Genomic DNA, 16,546 nt, shown 5'->3' with positions numbered 1-16,546 from the left:
CCTAAGCAATGGCGAAACATACCCGTTACCCGGGTGGTTTTCGCCACACGCTTTCCCGGGGTCAGGCCGCGCGGACGGCACCCTCCACGGCCCAGCGCCCCGAGCGCCACCTCACCAGCAGGGTCACCAGCCGCAGCACCATGAACAGCGAGAGCCCGGTCCAGATCCCGGCCAGTCCCCAGCCGAACGCGAGCGACAGCCAGATCAGCGGCAGGAACCCCAGCGCCGCGCTCACCAGCGTCGCGTTGCGCAGGAACGCCGCGTCGCCCGCGCCGAGCAGGACGCCGTCGAGCGCGAACACCACCCCGGCGATCGGCTGCAACGCGACGAAGAACCACCACGCGTGCGGGATCTCGCCGAGTACGGTCGCGTCCGAAGTGAACACCTGCGGCAGCACCCCGGCCAGCGACGCGAACACCACACCGAGGAAGCAGCCGAACACCAGGCCGTAGCCGGTGATCTGGCTCGAAACACTCCGCGCCCGTTTGCTCGCGCCGGCGCCCAGGGCGGCCCCGACGAGCGACTGCGCGGCGATCGCGAGCGAGTCCAGCACGAGCGCGAGGAACGTCCACAGCTGCAGCACGACCTGGTGCGCGCCGACAGCACCGGTGGACGTCCGCGCGGCGACGGCGGCGGCGGAGACGAAACACGCCTGGAAGGCGAGGCTGCGCAGCACCAGGTCCCGGCCGAGGCCGAGCTGGGCGCGCATCACCTTCGGCTCCGCGCGCAGCGGGACCCGCTCCCGCACCAGGGCCACGATGAACAGCGACGCCGAGATCACCTGCGCGACGACGTTCGCGATCGCGGAACCTTCCAGCCCCCAGTCCGCGCCGTACACCAGCACGGGACACAGCACGGCCGAGATCCCGTTGCCCGCCAAGACATAGCGCAACGGTTTCGCGGAATCCTGCACGCCGCGCATCCAGCCGTTGCCCGCCATCGTGATCAGGATGAACGGCGTCCCGAACAGCGCGATCCGCAGCCAGGAGACGGCGGCGTCGGTGATCGCGGGATCCCCCGACAGCACCCGCGCGATGGGCGCGGCCAGCAGTTGCCCGGCGACGATCACGACCAGCCCGACGATCACCGCCAGCCAGGTCGCCTGCACCCCTTCGCGCACGGCCTCGCCACGACGTCCGGCGCCGTGCAGGCGGGCCGTCCGCGACGTGGTGCCGTAGGAGAGGAAGGTCAGCTGGCTCGAGACCTGCGACAGCACGACACCGCCGACGGCGAGACCGGCCAGCGGCAACGCGCCGAGATGCCCGACGACGGCCGTGTCCACCAGGACGTACAACGGCTCGGCGGCGAGGACGCCGAGTGCGGGCACGGCGAGCCCGAGCACGCGTTTCGGCGGGACTCGCTCGTCGGTTTCGGAAGGTTGAGACACCTCCGCAGCGTAAAGGTGACCGTGCCGCTCTCGGGGAATGGCAGGAAACCGAGCATGAATGTCGGTTCGGGCACTCGGCCGGACGGCGGCCCCGGTCCACAGTGGCCTGATGGAGGAAACCACCGGAACGGGCATTCCACGGATCCGAGGTCCAGGTCGACGGCGAACCGGCCCGCTTTCTGACCACCGCGCCGTCCTGTTGCCGCACGGAACGTACTGGAGCCGGGTGTGGCTTCCCGTGTTGAGCGGGCTCGCGGAGGCGGGGCCGCGGCCGATCGCGGCCGACTTCCTACGGCTCCCGGCCCGCGCCCCACGCCTCCTGGACCGGGAAGCGCCCACCGCGAGGAATCCCTCTCCGCCCGCCGCCAGGCCGTGATCGCGGAACTGACCGGGATCGCCACCGAGCACCTCGCCCCGTGGCCGGACCCGCGGATCCGCCGTTCTGGCTGGCCATGGCGGGCGCGGCCCATCGTCGATCTCCTTCCCGCGCCGCGGCGGACCACGACGTCCAAGCTGCTGGTGTGTGGCGAGGACCACCCTTCGAGAAAGTGGAGTACGCGGAGAAGTTCGCCTCGGAGATCCCGCGGACCACGCTCGTCCGCGTCCCGGGAGCGCGCCACCTCCCCACCGAAACGCGCCGGAGCTGATCGCCCGCGCCCTGGCGGGCTTCTTCACCCTTGGTGAGGGGTAGGGCAAACGTGCCGGTTTCGGGTGTCGCGAAAGCCACTTTCGGGACGTCTGATGTCCCGAAAGTGGCTTTCGCGACATCGCGGTGGTGGTGGTGGGGTGCGAGCGGGGAAACCGGAACACCCCATCGACACTCGCCGAACAGGCACCCTCCGCACCGGCCACGATGGGGTGAGCAAACCGGTCCGTGCCAATGCGAATTCCCACTCACAACCCACCCGACCCGGCAGGCGAAGCCACAGGGCAGGCGTTGCGAAAGCCACTTTCACAACCTTCACCGTTGCGAAAGTGGCTTTCACAACACATCCTCGGCCCTGACCGCGGCCAAAGCACACCTTCACCGCTCAGAGCCTTCCGCCGAAGTCGATCTTGCGGGTGGACCGATCGGCGAAGGCCGCCGGTCTCGTCCCAGTCCGCCTTGATCCGGTCGGTTTCTTCCACGTGCAGGAGAAAGAGTTCCCGCTCGGCGGGGAATCCGGCCGCTCGTTCAGCTACTCCATGACCTCCAGCGCCGCCATCGACGTCGGTGTGTCCACGCGCTTGTCCCTTCGGCCGGTTGCCTAGAACGCCAAAAGCGTCCGCGGGGCAACGGCACGGACACACCCGGCTGCCCGCCGGTGTGACGGTCAGCGGGTCAGGTACGGATGCCGATCCGGCGCGCGGCCTGGTTCGGTGAGGACCGGAATCGGCTTCCGCGCCGGGGTTCCGTTGCGGTTGAAGGAGAAGGTGCCGGTCGCACCGTTGACCCCGACGGTGCGCAGCACCTCGGCGATGGTCTTCGGGGTCTTCTCCCCGAGGGCCGCTCCGATTGCGGCGAACGCCGCTTCGGCGGCGTCGTGATGGAGCAGGGCGAAGACGTCGCCCGGGGGTTCGCCGAACTGACCGGAGTACTCCTTCGAGAAGTCTCCGAAGCCGGGAGGCGCGGACTCGGGTGCTTTCGACCAACCGGAGGGGTCGGCCGGTGTCGCGTAGATGAGCCGGCTCCGAGTTCGATCCGGGGTGCGCCAGGAAAGATCCGTCACGACGGAACCGATGGTGACCGAGCCGAGCCCGCATTTCGCGGCGAAGTGGTCGTCCAGCCGGATGAGGCCTTCCCGGCGACCGGCGTAGAGCATGGCCGCCGGGCAGCCCGGAAGGTCCCGGCGTTCGCCGTTCCGGATTTCGGGTACCCCCCAAGCCGAGACGAACTCCTTCCGCAGCGATTCGACGTAGCCGTCCGACGGCTCGTCGGTGAGCACGTACTCCGGGGCGGGGCCCGTCCAGGAGCGACGGAGCGCGGCGGCGAACTCCGAGCTGGGCGGGGTGACCTGGAACAGACCGTCGGCGCGCAGTTCGCTCGCGGTCGCGGCGACCATGGGAATGCCGTGCGCGGCCAGCGTCCGGGTACTGGCCACCGAGTTCCGGGTGCTGGCCCCGAGCCCGACCACCGCGACCAGCGGATGCTCTTCCCGCGACATCCGGACGAGCTGATCGACCACCGGGGCCCAGTGCGCCTGGGTGCTGCCTTCGTTGGCCAGCAAGACCTTCACCTTGAGGGAGTGGCTTGCGTTGTACCGGCGCTGGGCCAGATAGACACCTCGAAGGGCGTGCCTGATCTGCCGCGAGTCGAAGGTGCGCGGGGCGAGCGGCGCGAGGACCGCCACCCGTACGTACGAACCCGATCCCGTGACGGCAGCGGTGTTCTGGCTCTCGATCAGCTTGGAGATCCCGGTGCCGTCCCCGGAAAAGTCGTAGGCGCCGTCGGTCACGCCGACGCATTCGTAGGTGAACCCGCCGCGGAGGTAACGGATGTCCCGATCGAACGGCGTCAGCCCGCACTTCGCCTGCAAGCCACCCGCGACCGGCAGGCCGATACCGAGACCCGTCCCGCTGAACAACACGATCAGTGTCAGCGTGACCGCACGACGGGTTCGCGATCGTGCCGGCGAGCGCGCGGGGACGGGCTCGGCCGCCTTCTTTCGCGGCAGGCCGCCCGCCAGCCGGTCTTGGAGCAGGTTGTGGCGGAACCTGTACACGCCGCCGTTGGCGCGCAGTACGCACAGGCGGTGGGCCTCGCCCAGGAACGCCATCAGGCGCCACGGAAGCTCGCCTCGCAGCGCCAACACCACCCTGGCGACGACGAAGCGGGTCCACACGTGCGGACCACGTGCCAGCCCCACCACGACACCGAGCAGACCGGCGCCGATTCCGTCGAGCAGTCCGACCCGCGGCCCCGCCACCAGACCGAGCACCAGCCCGGCGGACAGGCCGAACGGCAGGCCGAACACCGCGAGCCGCACCAGTTTCGTGGTCCGGTCTTCGCGCAGGCTCGCCGCCGGGCTCGCCGCGCGCACCAGGTCGGCGGGCGTTTCCAGCCAGCCGACCAGGCCGTAGGCCACCCCGAACACCGCGCCGGACGCCGCGCCCATCAGCAAGGCGGGCCCGGTGAGGTCGGCGGTGTCCACGACTCCGGCGACCACGCCGATGACCACACCGAGCGCGGTGCCGCGCATCGCGCCCGCACCGAGCCGCGCGGCCAGATCCAGCCGACGGCCCCGCATCCGTGTGGTGATCCGCCGCGGTTCGTGATCCTCGCTCGCGGAAGCCAGCGAACCCACGATCAGACCCGCGACGCAGCCCACGGCGAGACTGAGCGCCACCGCCTCACCCGCCCCGGCGACGGTCGGGAGCACCATCAGCCACACCGCGACCGACGTGAGCGCCGCCGCCATCAGGCCGATGCCGATCCCGACGGTCCGTGACGGCGAGGGCAGCGCGCGGTGCAGCTTCCACCACGCGAACTCGAAGGTGCCCTGCGACCGCAAATGCCCGGCGAGGAACTCCAGCCGTCGTCCCGCCTTGTCCTTCCGATCCCCGGGGTAGGCGGCGGGCACCACTCCGTCGAGCAAGAACTCCTCGAGCCGCTCGGCGTCGGTGAAGCCGAGCAGGTCGTCCGGGTCCCTGTCGCGGGCCAGATCGATCATCAGCGGCGTCCGCAGCACCTGCCGGAGCGCGCCGTCCGGCTGGTCCCGAAGCCGCTTGAACACCGGCACCCATCGTGGGTCGCCGTCGACCAAGCCCGCCGACAGGTACTTCTCGACGTCCGCCCCGCCGATCGGGCGCAGCTCCACCACCAACGCCTTCGCGGGCACCGAACGCGAAGTCCGCACGGCGTCGGTGTACTCACGGCCGCGGGTGGTCACCAGCATCGCCAGACCGCTCGCCCCGAGCAGCCGGATCGCTTCGATCCGCAGACCGGGCGGCAACTCGTCCACCCCGTCGAGCAAGGCGAACAAGCGGTCGGCGTCCACCAGCCGTTCGACGTCGGGGGACGCGTAATCCGCGCGCAGCCTGCGCTTGATCCAGTCCCGGACGGACTCCTCGCCGACCCGCCAGGACGACAGCGGCAGCAGCACCGGGACCGGATCGTCCTCCGCGCGTTTTCCGCACAGCGCCAAGGCGATCCGGCCCGCGAGCACACTCTTGCCCGCGCCGGGTTCGCCCAGCAGGATCACCTGCCGGTGCGGCAGCCGCGGCAGGAGGGCCGCCAGGTCGTCCACATCTCCGTGGAAGTCGAGGTCGCCGCGGATCGCCGCGCGCCGGAGCACGTCGATGACCGGCGCACCGCTGCCTCCGGCCCGGACCCGGCGGAACAACCTGCGCAGACCGCCCCACGCCTCGACGGGCGCGGGTCCGAGCACGTCCTCGGCCGGCGGCAGCACCGGACGACCGGTGGTCGACCACGGTTGCGGCAGCGCCCGGCCCGCCAGAAGTCCCGACAGTTCACGCGACCACTGACTCGCGACAGCCGCCGCCAGCGCGTTCGCCGCGTCGCTCAGCCGGGCTTCGTCACTCCTGCCGTCCCGTTTGCGCCGCCGGGCGAATTCCACCGCGATCGACAGGACCGTCAACACGCCGAGCACCGGCCACGCGGAAACGTGGACCCAGGACGGAAGCTTTTCCGAGGCGGCGTTCGTCTCGAGCCCGACCACGACCGCCAGCAACGGCGGCACCACCCACGACAACCACGCCACCCGGGAAGCCCCCTCGGTAATCCGCACTGATGTCGCGGCCCGGCGGTGGTCCGTTACGGAGCGAGTTCGCGGATCACAGCAGCGGCGCCCGCGAGAGCGCCGCCCTCAGCCTGTCGAGTACCTCGCCCGGCGTGCCTTCCGCGGTACACCCGGCCGCCTGGCGATGCCCGCCGCCGCCCAGCTCCCCCGCCGCGGCCGAAACGTCGACACCGCCCGCCGAGCGGAGCGAGACCGTCCAGCGCCGCGAGGGCCCTGTCGGTTCGGCTTCCTTGAGCACCACGGCGACCCCGGCCTCCCGGGTGGACCGGACGACGTCGATGACCGCTTCGACCTCCTCCCCGCGCACCGTCCGCGCGGCATCGAGGGTCACGACCGCGTACGCGAGCCCGAAACCGCGCGCCTCGTCCGGTTCGAGCCGAGCCCCCGCGAGGACGTCCGAAAGCATCGGCAACCACGCGAACGGGTGATCGTCGACGATCTCGCGGACCACCTTGTCCGGGTCGACACCGGCTTCGAGCAGCTTCGCCGCCATCAGGTGCGTGGACGGGCGGGCCCGGCGGAACCCGCTCGTGTCGGTGACGAGCCCCGCGTACAGGCAGCGCGCGATCGGCTCGTCGATCTCGGTGCCGAGTTCCTCCAGCAACGCGAAGACCAGCACGGCGGTGGCCTCCGCGCTGTCGTCGACGACGTGTTTCGTGCCGAAGAAGACGTTGGACGCGTGGTGGTCGATCACCAGCACATCGCCCCCCGCCGCGCGGACCGCGTCCACACGCGACGCGAGTTTCCCGAGCCTGCCCGGGGTGGGCGTGTCGAGCGCGACCAGCAGCTGTTCACTCTCCGGGAGCTCGCTCGCGGGGACGTAGAGCCCGCCTGCGTCCAGGCTCCGCAGGGTTTCGGGCATCTCCTCGGGTTCGCCGACCGAGACGCGGACCTTGACCCCACCGCGCAGCTGGAGGGCCCTTCCGAGCGCCAGCGCGCTGCCCAGCGCGTCCGCGTCCGGGCGCACGTGGCCGAGCAATGTCACGTCGTTCGCGCGCGCCAGCAGGGCGGCGGCGTCCTTGAGGTCCTGCGCCAAAGTGGTCGTCACAAACAGTCAAGCTACGCTCTCCCGGATGTCCGAGTACGCGATCCTGATCTACCCGTCCGCCAACCGGGTCTACACCGACTCCACTCCCGCCCTGCTGCGCGCGGAGCTGGCGGTGTTCGGCCTGTCCGCTTTGGAGACCGACATCTCCGAGATCGGCGAGACGGAACTCGGCGGCGTCGGCTACCTCACCTTCACCACGCCCGCCCCGCTGAGCGAACGCGATCTCGCGCTCCTTTCGAACCTCTCCGCGCTGTACGCGCTGTACGAACTCGGCGACGGCGTCCTGAAGCCGGTCACGATCAGTCCGCTCGCGAACTTCGACTCGGATCTGCTGACCATCCAGAAGTACCCGGGCAAGACGAACGAACTGTTCACCAAACTCCTCGTGAACGTCACCCTGCTGGCGACGGCGAACCCGGCCGCGATGCTGGAGAAACCGCTGCACCTGCTGGATCCGCTGTGCGGGCGCGGCACCACGCTGAACCAGGCGATGATGTACGGCTTCGACGCGACCGGACTCGACGTCGACGGCAAGGATTTCGACTCCTACGAACTGTTCGTCAAGACCTGGCTGAAGCAGAAGCGGATCAAGCACAGCGCCGAATCCGGTCAGGTGCGCCGCAACAAGGTCCGGCTCGGCAGGCGACTCGACATCGGTTTCGGGATCACGAAAGAGCAGTACAAGGCGGGCGAGGTCCGCAAACTGAGCTACCTCAACTGCGACACGCTCACCACGGACGAACTGCTGCGCCCGAACTCGGTGGACCTCATCGTCACCGACGCCCCGTACGGCGTGCAGCACGGCAGCCACCGCACCCAGGACGCGTCGCTCGCGCGCAGCCCGCGGGATCTGCTCGCGGCCGCCGTCCCGGTGTGGACGCGGGTGCTGCGGCCCGGCGGCGCGCTCGGCATCTCCTGGAACACCAACGTCGCGCCGCGCGAGGAACTCGCCGCGATCCTGGACAAGGCGGGACTGGAAGTCCGCGAGGACGGCCCGTTCGCGGAGTTCTCGCACCGGGTGGACCAAGCGATCGTGCGGGACCTGATCGTCGCGGCCAAACCCGCCTGACGCACGAACCGCCCCGGCCAGGTCAGCGGTCGGGCGGTTTCGCGTGACTGGGTGGACGACACACGTGATCAGACGGACGACACACGTGACTGGACGGACGACACCAGCTCGGTCGGGGTGGTCGGCTCTCGTTCGGGGTCCGCGCCGGTGAAGGCTCCCTTCGCCCCGGCACCGGCCCGCCCGCGAACACGACATGGTTGCCTCTCGGCTCAAGAACCCCCTGCCACTCACGAGACCCGCCCTACTCGCGGGTCTCGCGCTTCCACCATCTGGAACCGGCACCGGCTTCGTTGACCGGGACGGGCACACCTTCCTAAAGTCGGCTCGACGAGAAGGAAACGGCGATCCCTGCCGCGTCGACGGCATTTCCTTTCGGTCATTTCCGCTTTCGGCTTGTTCATGCTGCCCATTTCCCGCGAGACAGGTGTCTTATGACGAGTGATCTGGACGCGCCTCCGGCGCCCACCCGACCGGAGGAGGGATTGCGGATAGTGCCCGCCCGACGGCCGCTGACCTGGCTGGCCGCCGCGATTGTCGCCGTTCTGGTGGCCATGGCCGGGCACGCTCTGGTGACCAATCAGGCCTGGGAATGGTCGGTCGTCGCCGACTACGTGTTCGCCGACGCCGTTCTCTCTTCGGTGGTCCTGACGGTGGAATTGACGGCATTCGGCGTAGTCGCGGGATTCGTACTGGGCACCGTTCTCGCACTCATGCGCATTTCCCGGAATCCGCTCCTGCGTTCGGTCAGCTGGACGTACACGTGGATCTTCCGGTCGGTCCCGCTCATTCTCCAGCTGCTTTTCTGGTACAACCTCGCCATTCTCTACAACGAGCTTTCCTTCGGCGTCCCGTTCGGCCCGTCGTTCGTCTCGTTCGACACGATGAGCCTGATCCCGCCGTTCCTCGCGGCCGGGCTCGGCCTCGGCCTGCACCAGGCCGCGTACTCCGGCGAGATCGTGCGCGCCGGGTTCCTCGCGGTCGATCAGGGACAGCGGGAAGCGGCCGCGGCGCTGGGGATCCCGGCGAGCAGGCAGTTCCGCAGGATCGTGCTGCCGCAAGCGATGCGCTCGATCGTGCCGAACGCGGCCAACGAGATCATCGGCATGGTCAAGAACACCTCGCAGGTGTACGTGATGGCACTGCCCGAACTCTTCTACCAGGTCCAGGTGATCTACAGCCGCAGCGGCCGGGTGATCCCGCTCCTGCTGGTGGCCACCGCCTGGTACCTGGTCTTGACCACACTCCTTTCCGTGGCGCAGTTCTACGTCGAACGCCACTACGCCAAGGGCGCCCTGCGCACCGTCCCGCCCACTCCCCTGCAGAAGGCCCGCGCCGGCCTCGCCAAACTGAAGGCGGCGGCCCGATGAGCGAAGACTTCGAGGTGGACGTCCGCGGCGTGCACAAGGCTTTCGGCACGCTCACCGTGCTCGACGGGGTCGACCTCCAGGTCCGCACCGGCGAGGTCACCGTGGTGCTGGGCCCGTCCGGCTCCGGCAAGTCCACGCTGCTGCGGCTGATCAACCATCTCGACCGCGCCGACCGCGGCTTCATCAGTGTCGGCGGCGAACTGATGGGCTACCGGCGCTCGGGTGACCGGCTGCACGAACTGCGCGAACGCGAGATCCTCAAGCAGCGCACGAAGATCGGGTTCGTGTTCCAGAACTTCAACCTGTTCGGGCATCTCACCGCGCTGGAGAACATCGTCGAGGCGCCGCTTTCCGCCCAGCGCCGCTCTCGCGCGGAGGCGACCGCCCACGCGCGTGAACTGCTCGCGCAGGTCGGGCTCGCCGACAAGGTCGACGCCTATCCGCGGCAGTTGTCCGGCGGGCAGCAGCAACGGGTGGCGATCGCCCGCGCGCTCGCGGTGCGGCCCGAAGTCCTCCTGTTCGACGAACCGACGTCCGCGCTCGACCCGGAACTGGTCGGCGAGGTCCTCGACGTGATCAAGCAACTCGCCCGCGACGGCACCACCATGATCGTCGTCACCCACGAGATCGGCTTCGCCAGGGAAGTGGCCGACACCGTGGTCTTCATGGACGCGGGCCGCGTCGTCGAACAGGGCCCGCCGGCACAACTCCTCGACGCGCCGGAGCATCCCCGCACCAAGGCGTTCCTCCACAAGGTCCTTTGAGAAAACCCGGGAGTACCACCGTGAGAAAGCTCTTGTACCCGATCCTGCTCTTGTCCACGGTCGCGCTGGCCGCGTGCGGGACGACCGAAGCCGCGGCCCCCGCCGCCCCGCGGCCCGGGACCGAAGGCATCGACATCACCGCGCAGCAGAACCGGATCCGCGCGCAGAAGGTCGACGCCGTCGCGAATCTGGTGCCGAAAGCGGTGCGCGACACCGGGAAACTGACCGTCGGGACCACCGGCAACGGCACTCCCCCGCTGTCGTTCCGCGCCGACGACGACAAGACGGTGATCGGCGTCGAGATCGACATCGCGCAACTCGTCGCGGACGTGCTGGGACTGGAGCTCGATCTCCAGGCGACGTCTTGGGAGAACCTGTTCCTCTCGGTGGAGACGGGCCAGTACGCGGCCGGGTTCTCCAACATCACGGTGACCGAGGAACGCAAGGACAAGTACGACTTCGCCACCTACCGCAAGGACACCATCGCCTTCGAAGTCAAGAAAGCCCGCGATGTCACGGTTAAGGAGCCCAAGGACATCGCCGGGCTCAAGGTGGGCGTCGGATCCGGGACCAACCAGGAGCAGATCCTGGTGCGCTGGGACGAGCAGAACAAGGCCGCGGGCCTGAAACCGGTGGAGTTCCAGTACTTCCAGAACACCACGGACTACTACCTGGCATTGCAGTCCGGCCGGATCGACGCCTACGCGGGCCCCAACCCGACGGCCTCGTACCACGTCGCCGTGGACGGGCAGACGAAGATCGTCGGGTCGGTCTCCGGCGGCGGGCAGATCCCGGCCGACATCGCCGCGATGACCAAGAAGGGCAACGGGCTGGCCGAACCGCTGCGCCAGGCCATCCAGAGTGTGCTCACGAACGGCCAGTACGCCGAGGTGCTCAAACGCTGGAACCTGGGGAGCGAGGCCGTGGAGGCGTCGCAGATCAATCCGCAGGGGCTTCCGCGCAAGTAGCCGCGCTCAGGAGATGCGTTCTCCGACGAACTGCAGCACCTCGGGCATGATGCCCCGCCAGTAATCGTCGTTGTGCTCACCCGGCGTCATCTTCGCGACGACCGGGTCGAGCGCTTTGATGAGTTTGCGGTCGGCGCGGGCGAAGGGATCCGCGTTCCCGCACCACACCCCGGTCGAAGACGCCGAAAGTTCGCCGGTGTGCAGGAGCGGTTCATGCGATTCCCACTGCTCGCGGTCCGCGAAAACCTTGCGGGACTTGGCATCGGGCCAGCTCAAGAACAGCGCCGCGCTCGCGACCGCGACGGCCTTGAGGTCCTTGTGCTCGCGGGCGTAGCGCAGTGCGCCGAAACCGCCCATCGAGATCCCGAACATCGCCGTCGGCGGCCGCAACTGGCGCTGGGCGAGCCAGCCGGGGAGCTCGGCTGTCAGCATGCGCTGCGGGTCGTCGCCCTTGCCGACGTCCACCCAGTAGTTGTCGCCGTCGACCGCGGCCACCGCGAAGGCGGGCAACCCGGCCGCGACGGCTTTGTTCAACGCGTCCTGCACGCCGAGGTCCAGGAACGTCCGGGCGTCCGCGCCTCGGCCGTGCAGGGCGACGCAAACCGGCATCCCGACGCGGGACACTCGGTCGGGGGCGATGATGACCAGGTTGACTTCCCGGTTCCGGGCCGCCGACCGCATCTTCTGCACCGTGACCGCGTCGGTCAGCGGGGTCGGGCTGTTCGGTGGGGCCACCGGCGGCGGCCCCACCAAAGGTGCTTTCTCGGCGCCACAAGCCGAGAGCAGCGCCGAGCCTCCGAGAGCCGTGGCTCCCAGCAGGAGCCCACGCCGGCTCACGGCGTGGCTCACTCGCTCAGCCCCGGGTCTCCTCATCGGCGAACTCATCGTCTTCGGCCTCTTCCCGCGGCGGCTTGTACGGGTCGGCTTCACCGGCGTGCTGTGCCCCTGTCGCCCGGCGAGCGACCTCGGCATCGGCTTCCCTGGCCTTCGCGAGGAGGTCCTCGATGCGCTTGGCGTCCTCAGGGATGCTGTCGGCCACGAAGGCCAGCGTCGGAGTGTAGCGGACTCCTGTGCCCTGTCCGACCTTCGTGCGCAGGACACCACGGGCGGATTCGAGCGCCGCCGCGGCACCGGCGTGATCGGGCGTGGACTCCAGGTTCTCGCCGAGCACCGTGTAGTAGACCGTGGCGTCGTGCAGATCAGCCGTGATCTTCGTGTCGGTGATCGTCACGTGGTTGAGCCGCGGATCCTTGATGTCGTGCTCGATCGCGTGCGCGACGATCTGTGAGATCCGCTTGGCGAGCTTGCGAGCCCGAGCGGGGTCGGCCATGGGATTCTTCTCCTCGAAAGAAAGGGGCTCAGTCGTCCGGGCCTAGCAGCCGTCGGCGGGCGGAGAGCAGTTCGAACTCCGGCCTTCCGGCCACGAAGCGCTCACACGAGTCGAGCACGTCACGGACGTACGCGCCACTCGCCGCGACCACGGCCACACCGATCAGCGCCCGCCGGTGCAGGTCTTGTCGACCGGCTTCGGCGACGGAGACGTCGAAACGCCTGCGCACCTCGGCCAGCACCGGCTTGATCACGGATCGCTTCTGCTTGAGCGAATGGACGTCGCCCAGCAGGATGTCGAGCTCTAGAGCTCCTACGAACATAGGGGTTCTGGGTTGTTTGGAAGGTGAAGCGGCGCTCCCCCGCCCAGATGCGGGGGAGCGCCGCCGTGTCACTTACGCACGCGGCTTTTCGCGCTGCTCGTAGGTCTCGATGACGTCGCCGACCTTGAGGTCGCTGTACGACCCCAGCGTCAGACCACACTCGTAACCGTCGCGAACCTCGACCACGTCGTCCTTGAACCGCCGCAGCGAGCTGATCGGCAGGTTCTCGGCGATGACGGTCGCGTCGCGGAGCAGACGGGCCCGCGCGTTGCGGCGGATCTCGCCCGAGATGACGAGACAACCGGCGATGGTACCGATCTTCGACGACTTGAAGACGTCGCGGATCTCCGCCTTGCCGAGCTCGACCTCTTCGTACTCCGGCTTGAGCATGCCCTTCAGAGCCTGCTCGATCTCCTCGATCGCCTGGTAGATGACCGTGTAGTACCGGACGTCGACGCCTTCGCGGGTGGCCCGCTCGGTCGCCTTGCCCTGCGCACGGACGTTGAAGCCCAGGACGATCGCGTCGGACGCTGTCGCCAGGTCGATGTCGGACTCGGTGACGCCACCGACACCGCGGTGGACGACGTTGAGTTCGACGTCGTCGCCGACATCGAGCTGCACCAGCGAGGCTTCGAGGGCCTCGACGGTACCGGAGTTGTCACCCTTGATGATCAGGTTGAGGCTGTTCGTCTCCTTCAAGGCGGAGTCGAGGTCCTCGAGGCTGACCCGCTTGCGACGCGACGCGTTGAGGGCGTTGCGCGTCCGGGCGGAACGCCGCTCGGCGATCTGCCGGGCGACGCGGTCCTCGTCGACCACCAGGAAGGTGTCGCCCGCACCCGGCACCGAGGTGAACCCGATGACCTGGACGGGACGCGACGGGTACGCCTCGGTGACGTCGACGTTGTGCTCGTCGACCATCCGGCGGACGCGGCCGTAGGCGTCACCCGCCACGACCGAGTCACCGACGCGGAGCGTGCCTCGCTGGACCAGCACCGTGGCCACCGGGCCGCGGCCGCGGTCGAGGTGGGCCTCGATCGCGACACCCTGTGCCTCCATGGCCGGGTTGGCCCGGAGGTCCAGCGCGGCGTCGGCGGTCAGCAGGATCGCCTCGAGCAGGCCGTCGATGTTGATGTTCTGCCGCGCGGAGATCTCGACGAACATCGTGTCGCCGCCGTACTCCTCGGCGACCAGGCCGTACTCGGTCAGCTGCTGCCGGATCTTGTCCGGGTTCGCGCCTTCCTTGTCGATCTTGTTGATCGCGACCACGATCGGCGCCTTGGCGGCCTGCGCGTGGTTGATCGCCTCGACCGTCTGCGGCATCACACCGTCGTCGGCCGCCACCACGATCACCGCGATGTCGGTCGAGTTCGCACCACGCGCACGCATGGCGGTGAACGCCTCGTGACCCGGGGTGTCGATGAAGGTGATCAGACGCGGGTTGCCCTCGAGCTCGGTCTCGATCTGGTAGGCGCCGATGTGCTGGGTGATGCCACCGGCTTCACCTTCGCGCACCTTCGTCTTGCGGATCGTGTCGAGCAGGCGGGTCTTACCGTGGTCGACGTGACCCATGATGGTCACGACCGGCGGACGGACCTGCAGGTCTTCTTCCTCACCCGCGTCTTCGCCGTAGGTGATGTCGAAGGTCTCGAGCAGCTCCCGGTCCTCTTCCTCGGGACTGACGACCTGAACGTTGTAGTTCATTTCGCCGCCGAGCAGTTCCAGGATGTCGTCGGACACCGACTGCGTCGCCGTGACCATCTCACCGAGGTGGAAGAGCACCTGCACCAGCGAAGCCGGGTTGGCGTCGATCTTCTCGGCGAAGTCGGTCAGCGAGGCACCGCGCGGCAGACGGATCGTCTCGCCCTGGCCCTTGGGCAGGCGGACGCCGCCGACGCTGGGCGCCTGCATGTTGTCCATGTATTCCTGGCGCTTCTGCCGCTTCGACTTGCGACCCTTGCGCGAGGGACCACCGGGACGCCCGAAGGCACCCGCGGTACCGCCACGGCCACCGGGGCCACCACGGCCGCCGCCGCCACGGAAACCGCCGCCACCGGCCGGGGCACCGCCGCCGCCACCGGGGCCACCGCCACCGGGACGGAAACCGCCGCCACCGCCGCCGCCGGGACGGAAACCGCCACCGCCGCCGCCACCACCGGGACCGCCGCGGAAACCTCCGCCGCCGCCACCGGGACCGCCACGAGCGCCGCCGCCGGGGCCACCACGGGCTCCGCCACCGGGACCGCCACGGCCGCCACCGGGACCGCCTGCCGGACGGGCCGGGCGGCCCGGCATCATGCCGGGGTTCGGGCGCGGGGGCATGTTGCCCGGGTTCGGCCGGTTACCACCGGGAGCGCCGCCACCGGGACGCGGGGCCGGACGGTCGCCGCCCTGCCCGCCACCGGGACGCGGCGGACGGTTGTCGCCGCCCTGCTGGTTCCCGCCACCGGGACGCGGTCCCGACGGACGCTGGGCCGGAGCACCGGAACCCACACCGAACGGGTTGTTGCCGACGCGCGGGGTGCGCGGGCCGGGCTTCGGGCCGCCGGGCTTGGGGCCCTGCGGCTTCGGCGGCACGACCGAACCCTGCGACGGCGCCTGGGACGCCGGCGGGGTGGCCGGTGCGGCCGGGGTCTCCTGCTTCGGCTCGGCCGGAGCGGCCTTCGCCGCCGGAGCGACCTCTTCCTTCGGCGCCGGCGGCCGGGGGCCGGGGCGCGGACCCGGGCGGACGCCCGGGGTGGAGGGACGGGACGGCTGCTGAGCCGGGGCCGCCGGAGCGGACGCCGACGCGGCCGGAGCGGACGCCGCGGGGGCGGCCGGAGCCTCGGTCTTGGCCGCGGGCGCGGGCTGAGCGGGCTTCGCGGCCGGAGCCGGGGCAGCGGGCTTCGCGGGCGGACGCGGGCCGGGGGTCGGAACCGGCTTCTTGCTCTGGCCGTCCTTGGACGGGTACGCGTCACGAAGACGTCGGGCCACCGGGGCTTCGACAGTCGACGACGCGGACTTCACGAACTCGCCCTGGTCCTTCAGCTTGGCGAGAACTTCCTTGCTGGTGATGCCGAGCTCTTTCGCGAGCTCATGTACTCGGGCCTTGCCTGGCACAGCTCTCCTCATCTGGGGAGGCCGGCGGCAGACCCGCAGACCTCGTCCTATTGTCGCGCGTTCATTGATTCAGCTTCACGGCTGACTCATGACGGGTCGACCTGCTTCCTGATTCCAACTGGCACCGGGGATGTCCCGGCGCCTTCAGCTTTCGGCGAGCCGCTCCAGGCGTTCGTGGACACCCTGGGCGTCGAGCGAACCCGGAACACGGAGTGCTCGGGGGAACGCCCTGCGCCGCTCGGCCTTGGCAAGACAGTCCGGCACGGGGTGCAACCAAGCACCCCGGCCCGGCAACCGCCGACGCTCGTCGACGATCAGCCGTCCGTCCGCCGCGACCACTCGCAGCAACTCGCCGATCAAGGCCCGCCGACGGCAACCCACACAGGTACGAACCGGAGTTTCCCGGTCATGCTGGAGGTCGGTTCCCGGCCGCGGGCTCTGAACCACTCGTAAGTC

The 16,546-nt window shown here is 69.6% G+C and carries 12 protein-coding genes; 4 read left to right on the top strand and 8 right to left on the bottom strand.

The features are described 5' to 3' along the window. Positions 1–61: 61 nt before the first annotated feature. The 3 genes from HDA45_RS33130 to HDA45_RS33120 form a co-directional block, all read right to left on the bottom strand. Entirely contained in the window at positions 62–1,387 is a 1,326-nt protein-coding gene (locus tag HDA45_RS33130) for an MATE family efflux transporter (RefSeq protein ID WP_184902004.1), read from the bottom strand. Positions 1,388–2,700: 1,313 nt separating this feature from the next. Next, on the bottom strand, positions 2,701–6,087 hold the full coding sequence (locus tag HDA45_RS33125) for an NACHT domain-containing protein (RefSeq protein WP_184902002.1): 3,387 nt from the start codon (positions 6,085–6,087) through the stop codon (positions 2,701–2,703). A gap of 73 nt (positions 6,088–6,160) precedes the next feature. Next, positions 6,161–7,174: a DHH family phosphoesterase gene (locus HDA45_RS33120; RefSeq protein ID WP_184902000.1), complete on the bottom strand. Its 1,014-nt coding sequence runs from the start codon at positions 7,172–7,174 to the stop codon at positions 6,161–6,163. A 25-nt stretch (positions 7,175–7,199) separates the two neighbouring features. On the opposite strand from HDA45_RS33120, the gene HDA45_RS33115 reads away from it, so the two are divergent. The 4 genes from HDA45_RS33115 (at position 7,200) to HDA45_RS33100 (ending at position 11,342) form a co-directional block, all read left to right on the top strand. Then, positions 7,200–8,243, top strand: coding sequence for a TRM11 family SAM-dependent methyltransferase (locus HDA45_RS33115; RefSeq protein WP_184901998.1), 1,044 nt, complete (start codon positions 7,200–7,202; stop codon positions 8,241–8,243). 431 nt (positions 8,244–8,674) lie between these two features. After that, positions 8,675–9,610 carry an amino acid ABC transporter permease gene (locus tag HDA45_RS33110; RefSeq protein ID WP_184901996.1) on the top strand — a complete coding sequence of 312 codons (936 nt, stop codon included), beginning with the start codon at positions 8,675–8,677 and terminating at the stop codon, positions 9,608–9,610. Beyond that, positions 9,607–10,374 (top strand): amino acid ABC transporter ATP-binding protein, encoded by a 768-nt coding sequence (locus HDA45_RS33105; RefSeq protein ID WP_184901994.1) that lies wholly within the window; start codon positions 9,607–9,609, stop codon positions 10,372–10,374. Before HDA45_RS33110 ends, HDA45_RS33105 begins: the two co-directional genes overlap by 4 nt. Before the next feature lie 20 nt (positions 10,375–10,394). Continuing rightward, the gene (locus tag HDA45_RS33100) at positions 10,395–11,342 is read left to right on the top strand and encodes a transporter substrate-binding domain-containing protein (protein ID WP_184901992.1); all 948 of its coding nucleotides are present in this window, start codon (positions 10,395–10,397) and stop codon (positions 11,340–11,342) included. Positions 11,343–11,348: 6 nt separating this feature from the next. On the opposite strand, the gene HDA45_RS33095 is transcribed toward HDA45_RS33100, so the two are convergent. The 5 genes from HDA45_RS33095 to HDA45_RS33075 all read right to left on the bottom strand — a co-directional run bounded on the left by HDA45_RS33095 (position 11,349) and on the right by HDA45_RS33075 (position 16,450). Next, a complete protein-coding gene (locus tag HDA45_RS33095; protein ID WP_184901990.1) occupies positions 11,349–12,215 on the bottom strand; it encodes an alpha/beta hydrolase in 867 nt (288 codons plus the stop codon). After that, complete coding sequence (gene rbfA / locus HDA45_RS33090) at positions 12,196–12,672, bottom strand: 30S ribosome-binding factor RbfA (RefSeq protein ID WP_101606283.1); 477 nt, start codon at positions 12,670–12,672, stop codon at positions 12,196–12,198. Before rbfA ends, HDA45_RS33095 begins: the two co-directional genes overlap by 20 nt. 28 nt (positions 12,673–12,700) lie before the next feature. Beyond that, positions 12,701–12,994, bottom strand: a complete 294-nt coding sequence (locus HDA45_RS33085; RefSeq protein WP_184901988.1) for a DUF503 domain-containing protein — start codon at positions 12,992–12,994, stop codon at positions 12,701–12,703. A 72-nt stretch (positions 12,995–13,066) separates the two neighbouring features. Continuing rightward, positions 13,067–16,090 (bottom strand): translation initiation factor IF-2, encoded by a 3,024-nt coding sequence (gene infB / locus HDA45_RS33080; protein ID WP_184901986.1) that lies wholly within the window; start codon positions 16,088–16,090, stop codon positions 13,067–13,069. A 144-nt stretch (positions 16,091–16,234) separates the two neighbouring features. Beyond that, a complete protein-coding gene (locus tag HDA45_RS33075; protein WP_101606280.1) occupies positions 16,235–16,450 on the bottom strand; it encodes a YlxR family protein in 216 nt (71 codons plus the stop codon). Positions 16,451–16,546 lie beyond the last annotated feature (96 nt).

The sequence above is a fragment of the Amycolatopsis umgeniensis genome, assembly GCF_014205155.1.
In the GTDB taxonomy this organism is placed as follows: domain Bacteria; phylum Actinomycetota; class Actinomycetes; order Mycobacteriales; family Pseudonocardiaceae; genus Amycolatopsis; species Amycolatopsis umgeniensis.
The sequence above is the reverse complement of the archived record's forward strand: the minus strand, read 5'-3'. Positions and strand labels throughout refer to the sequence as shown.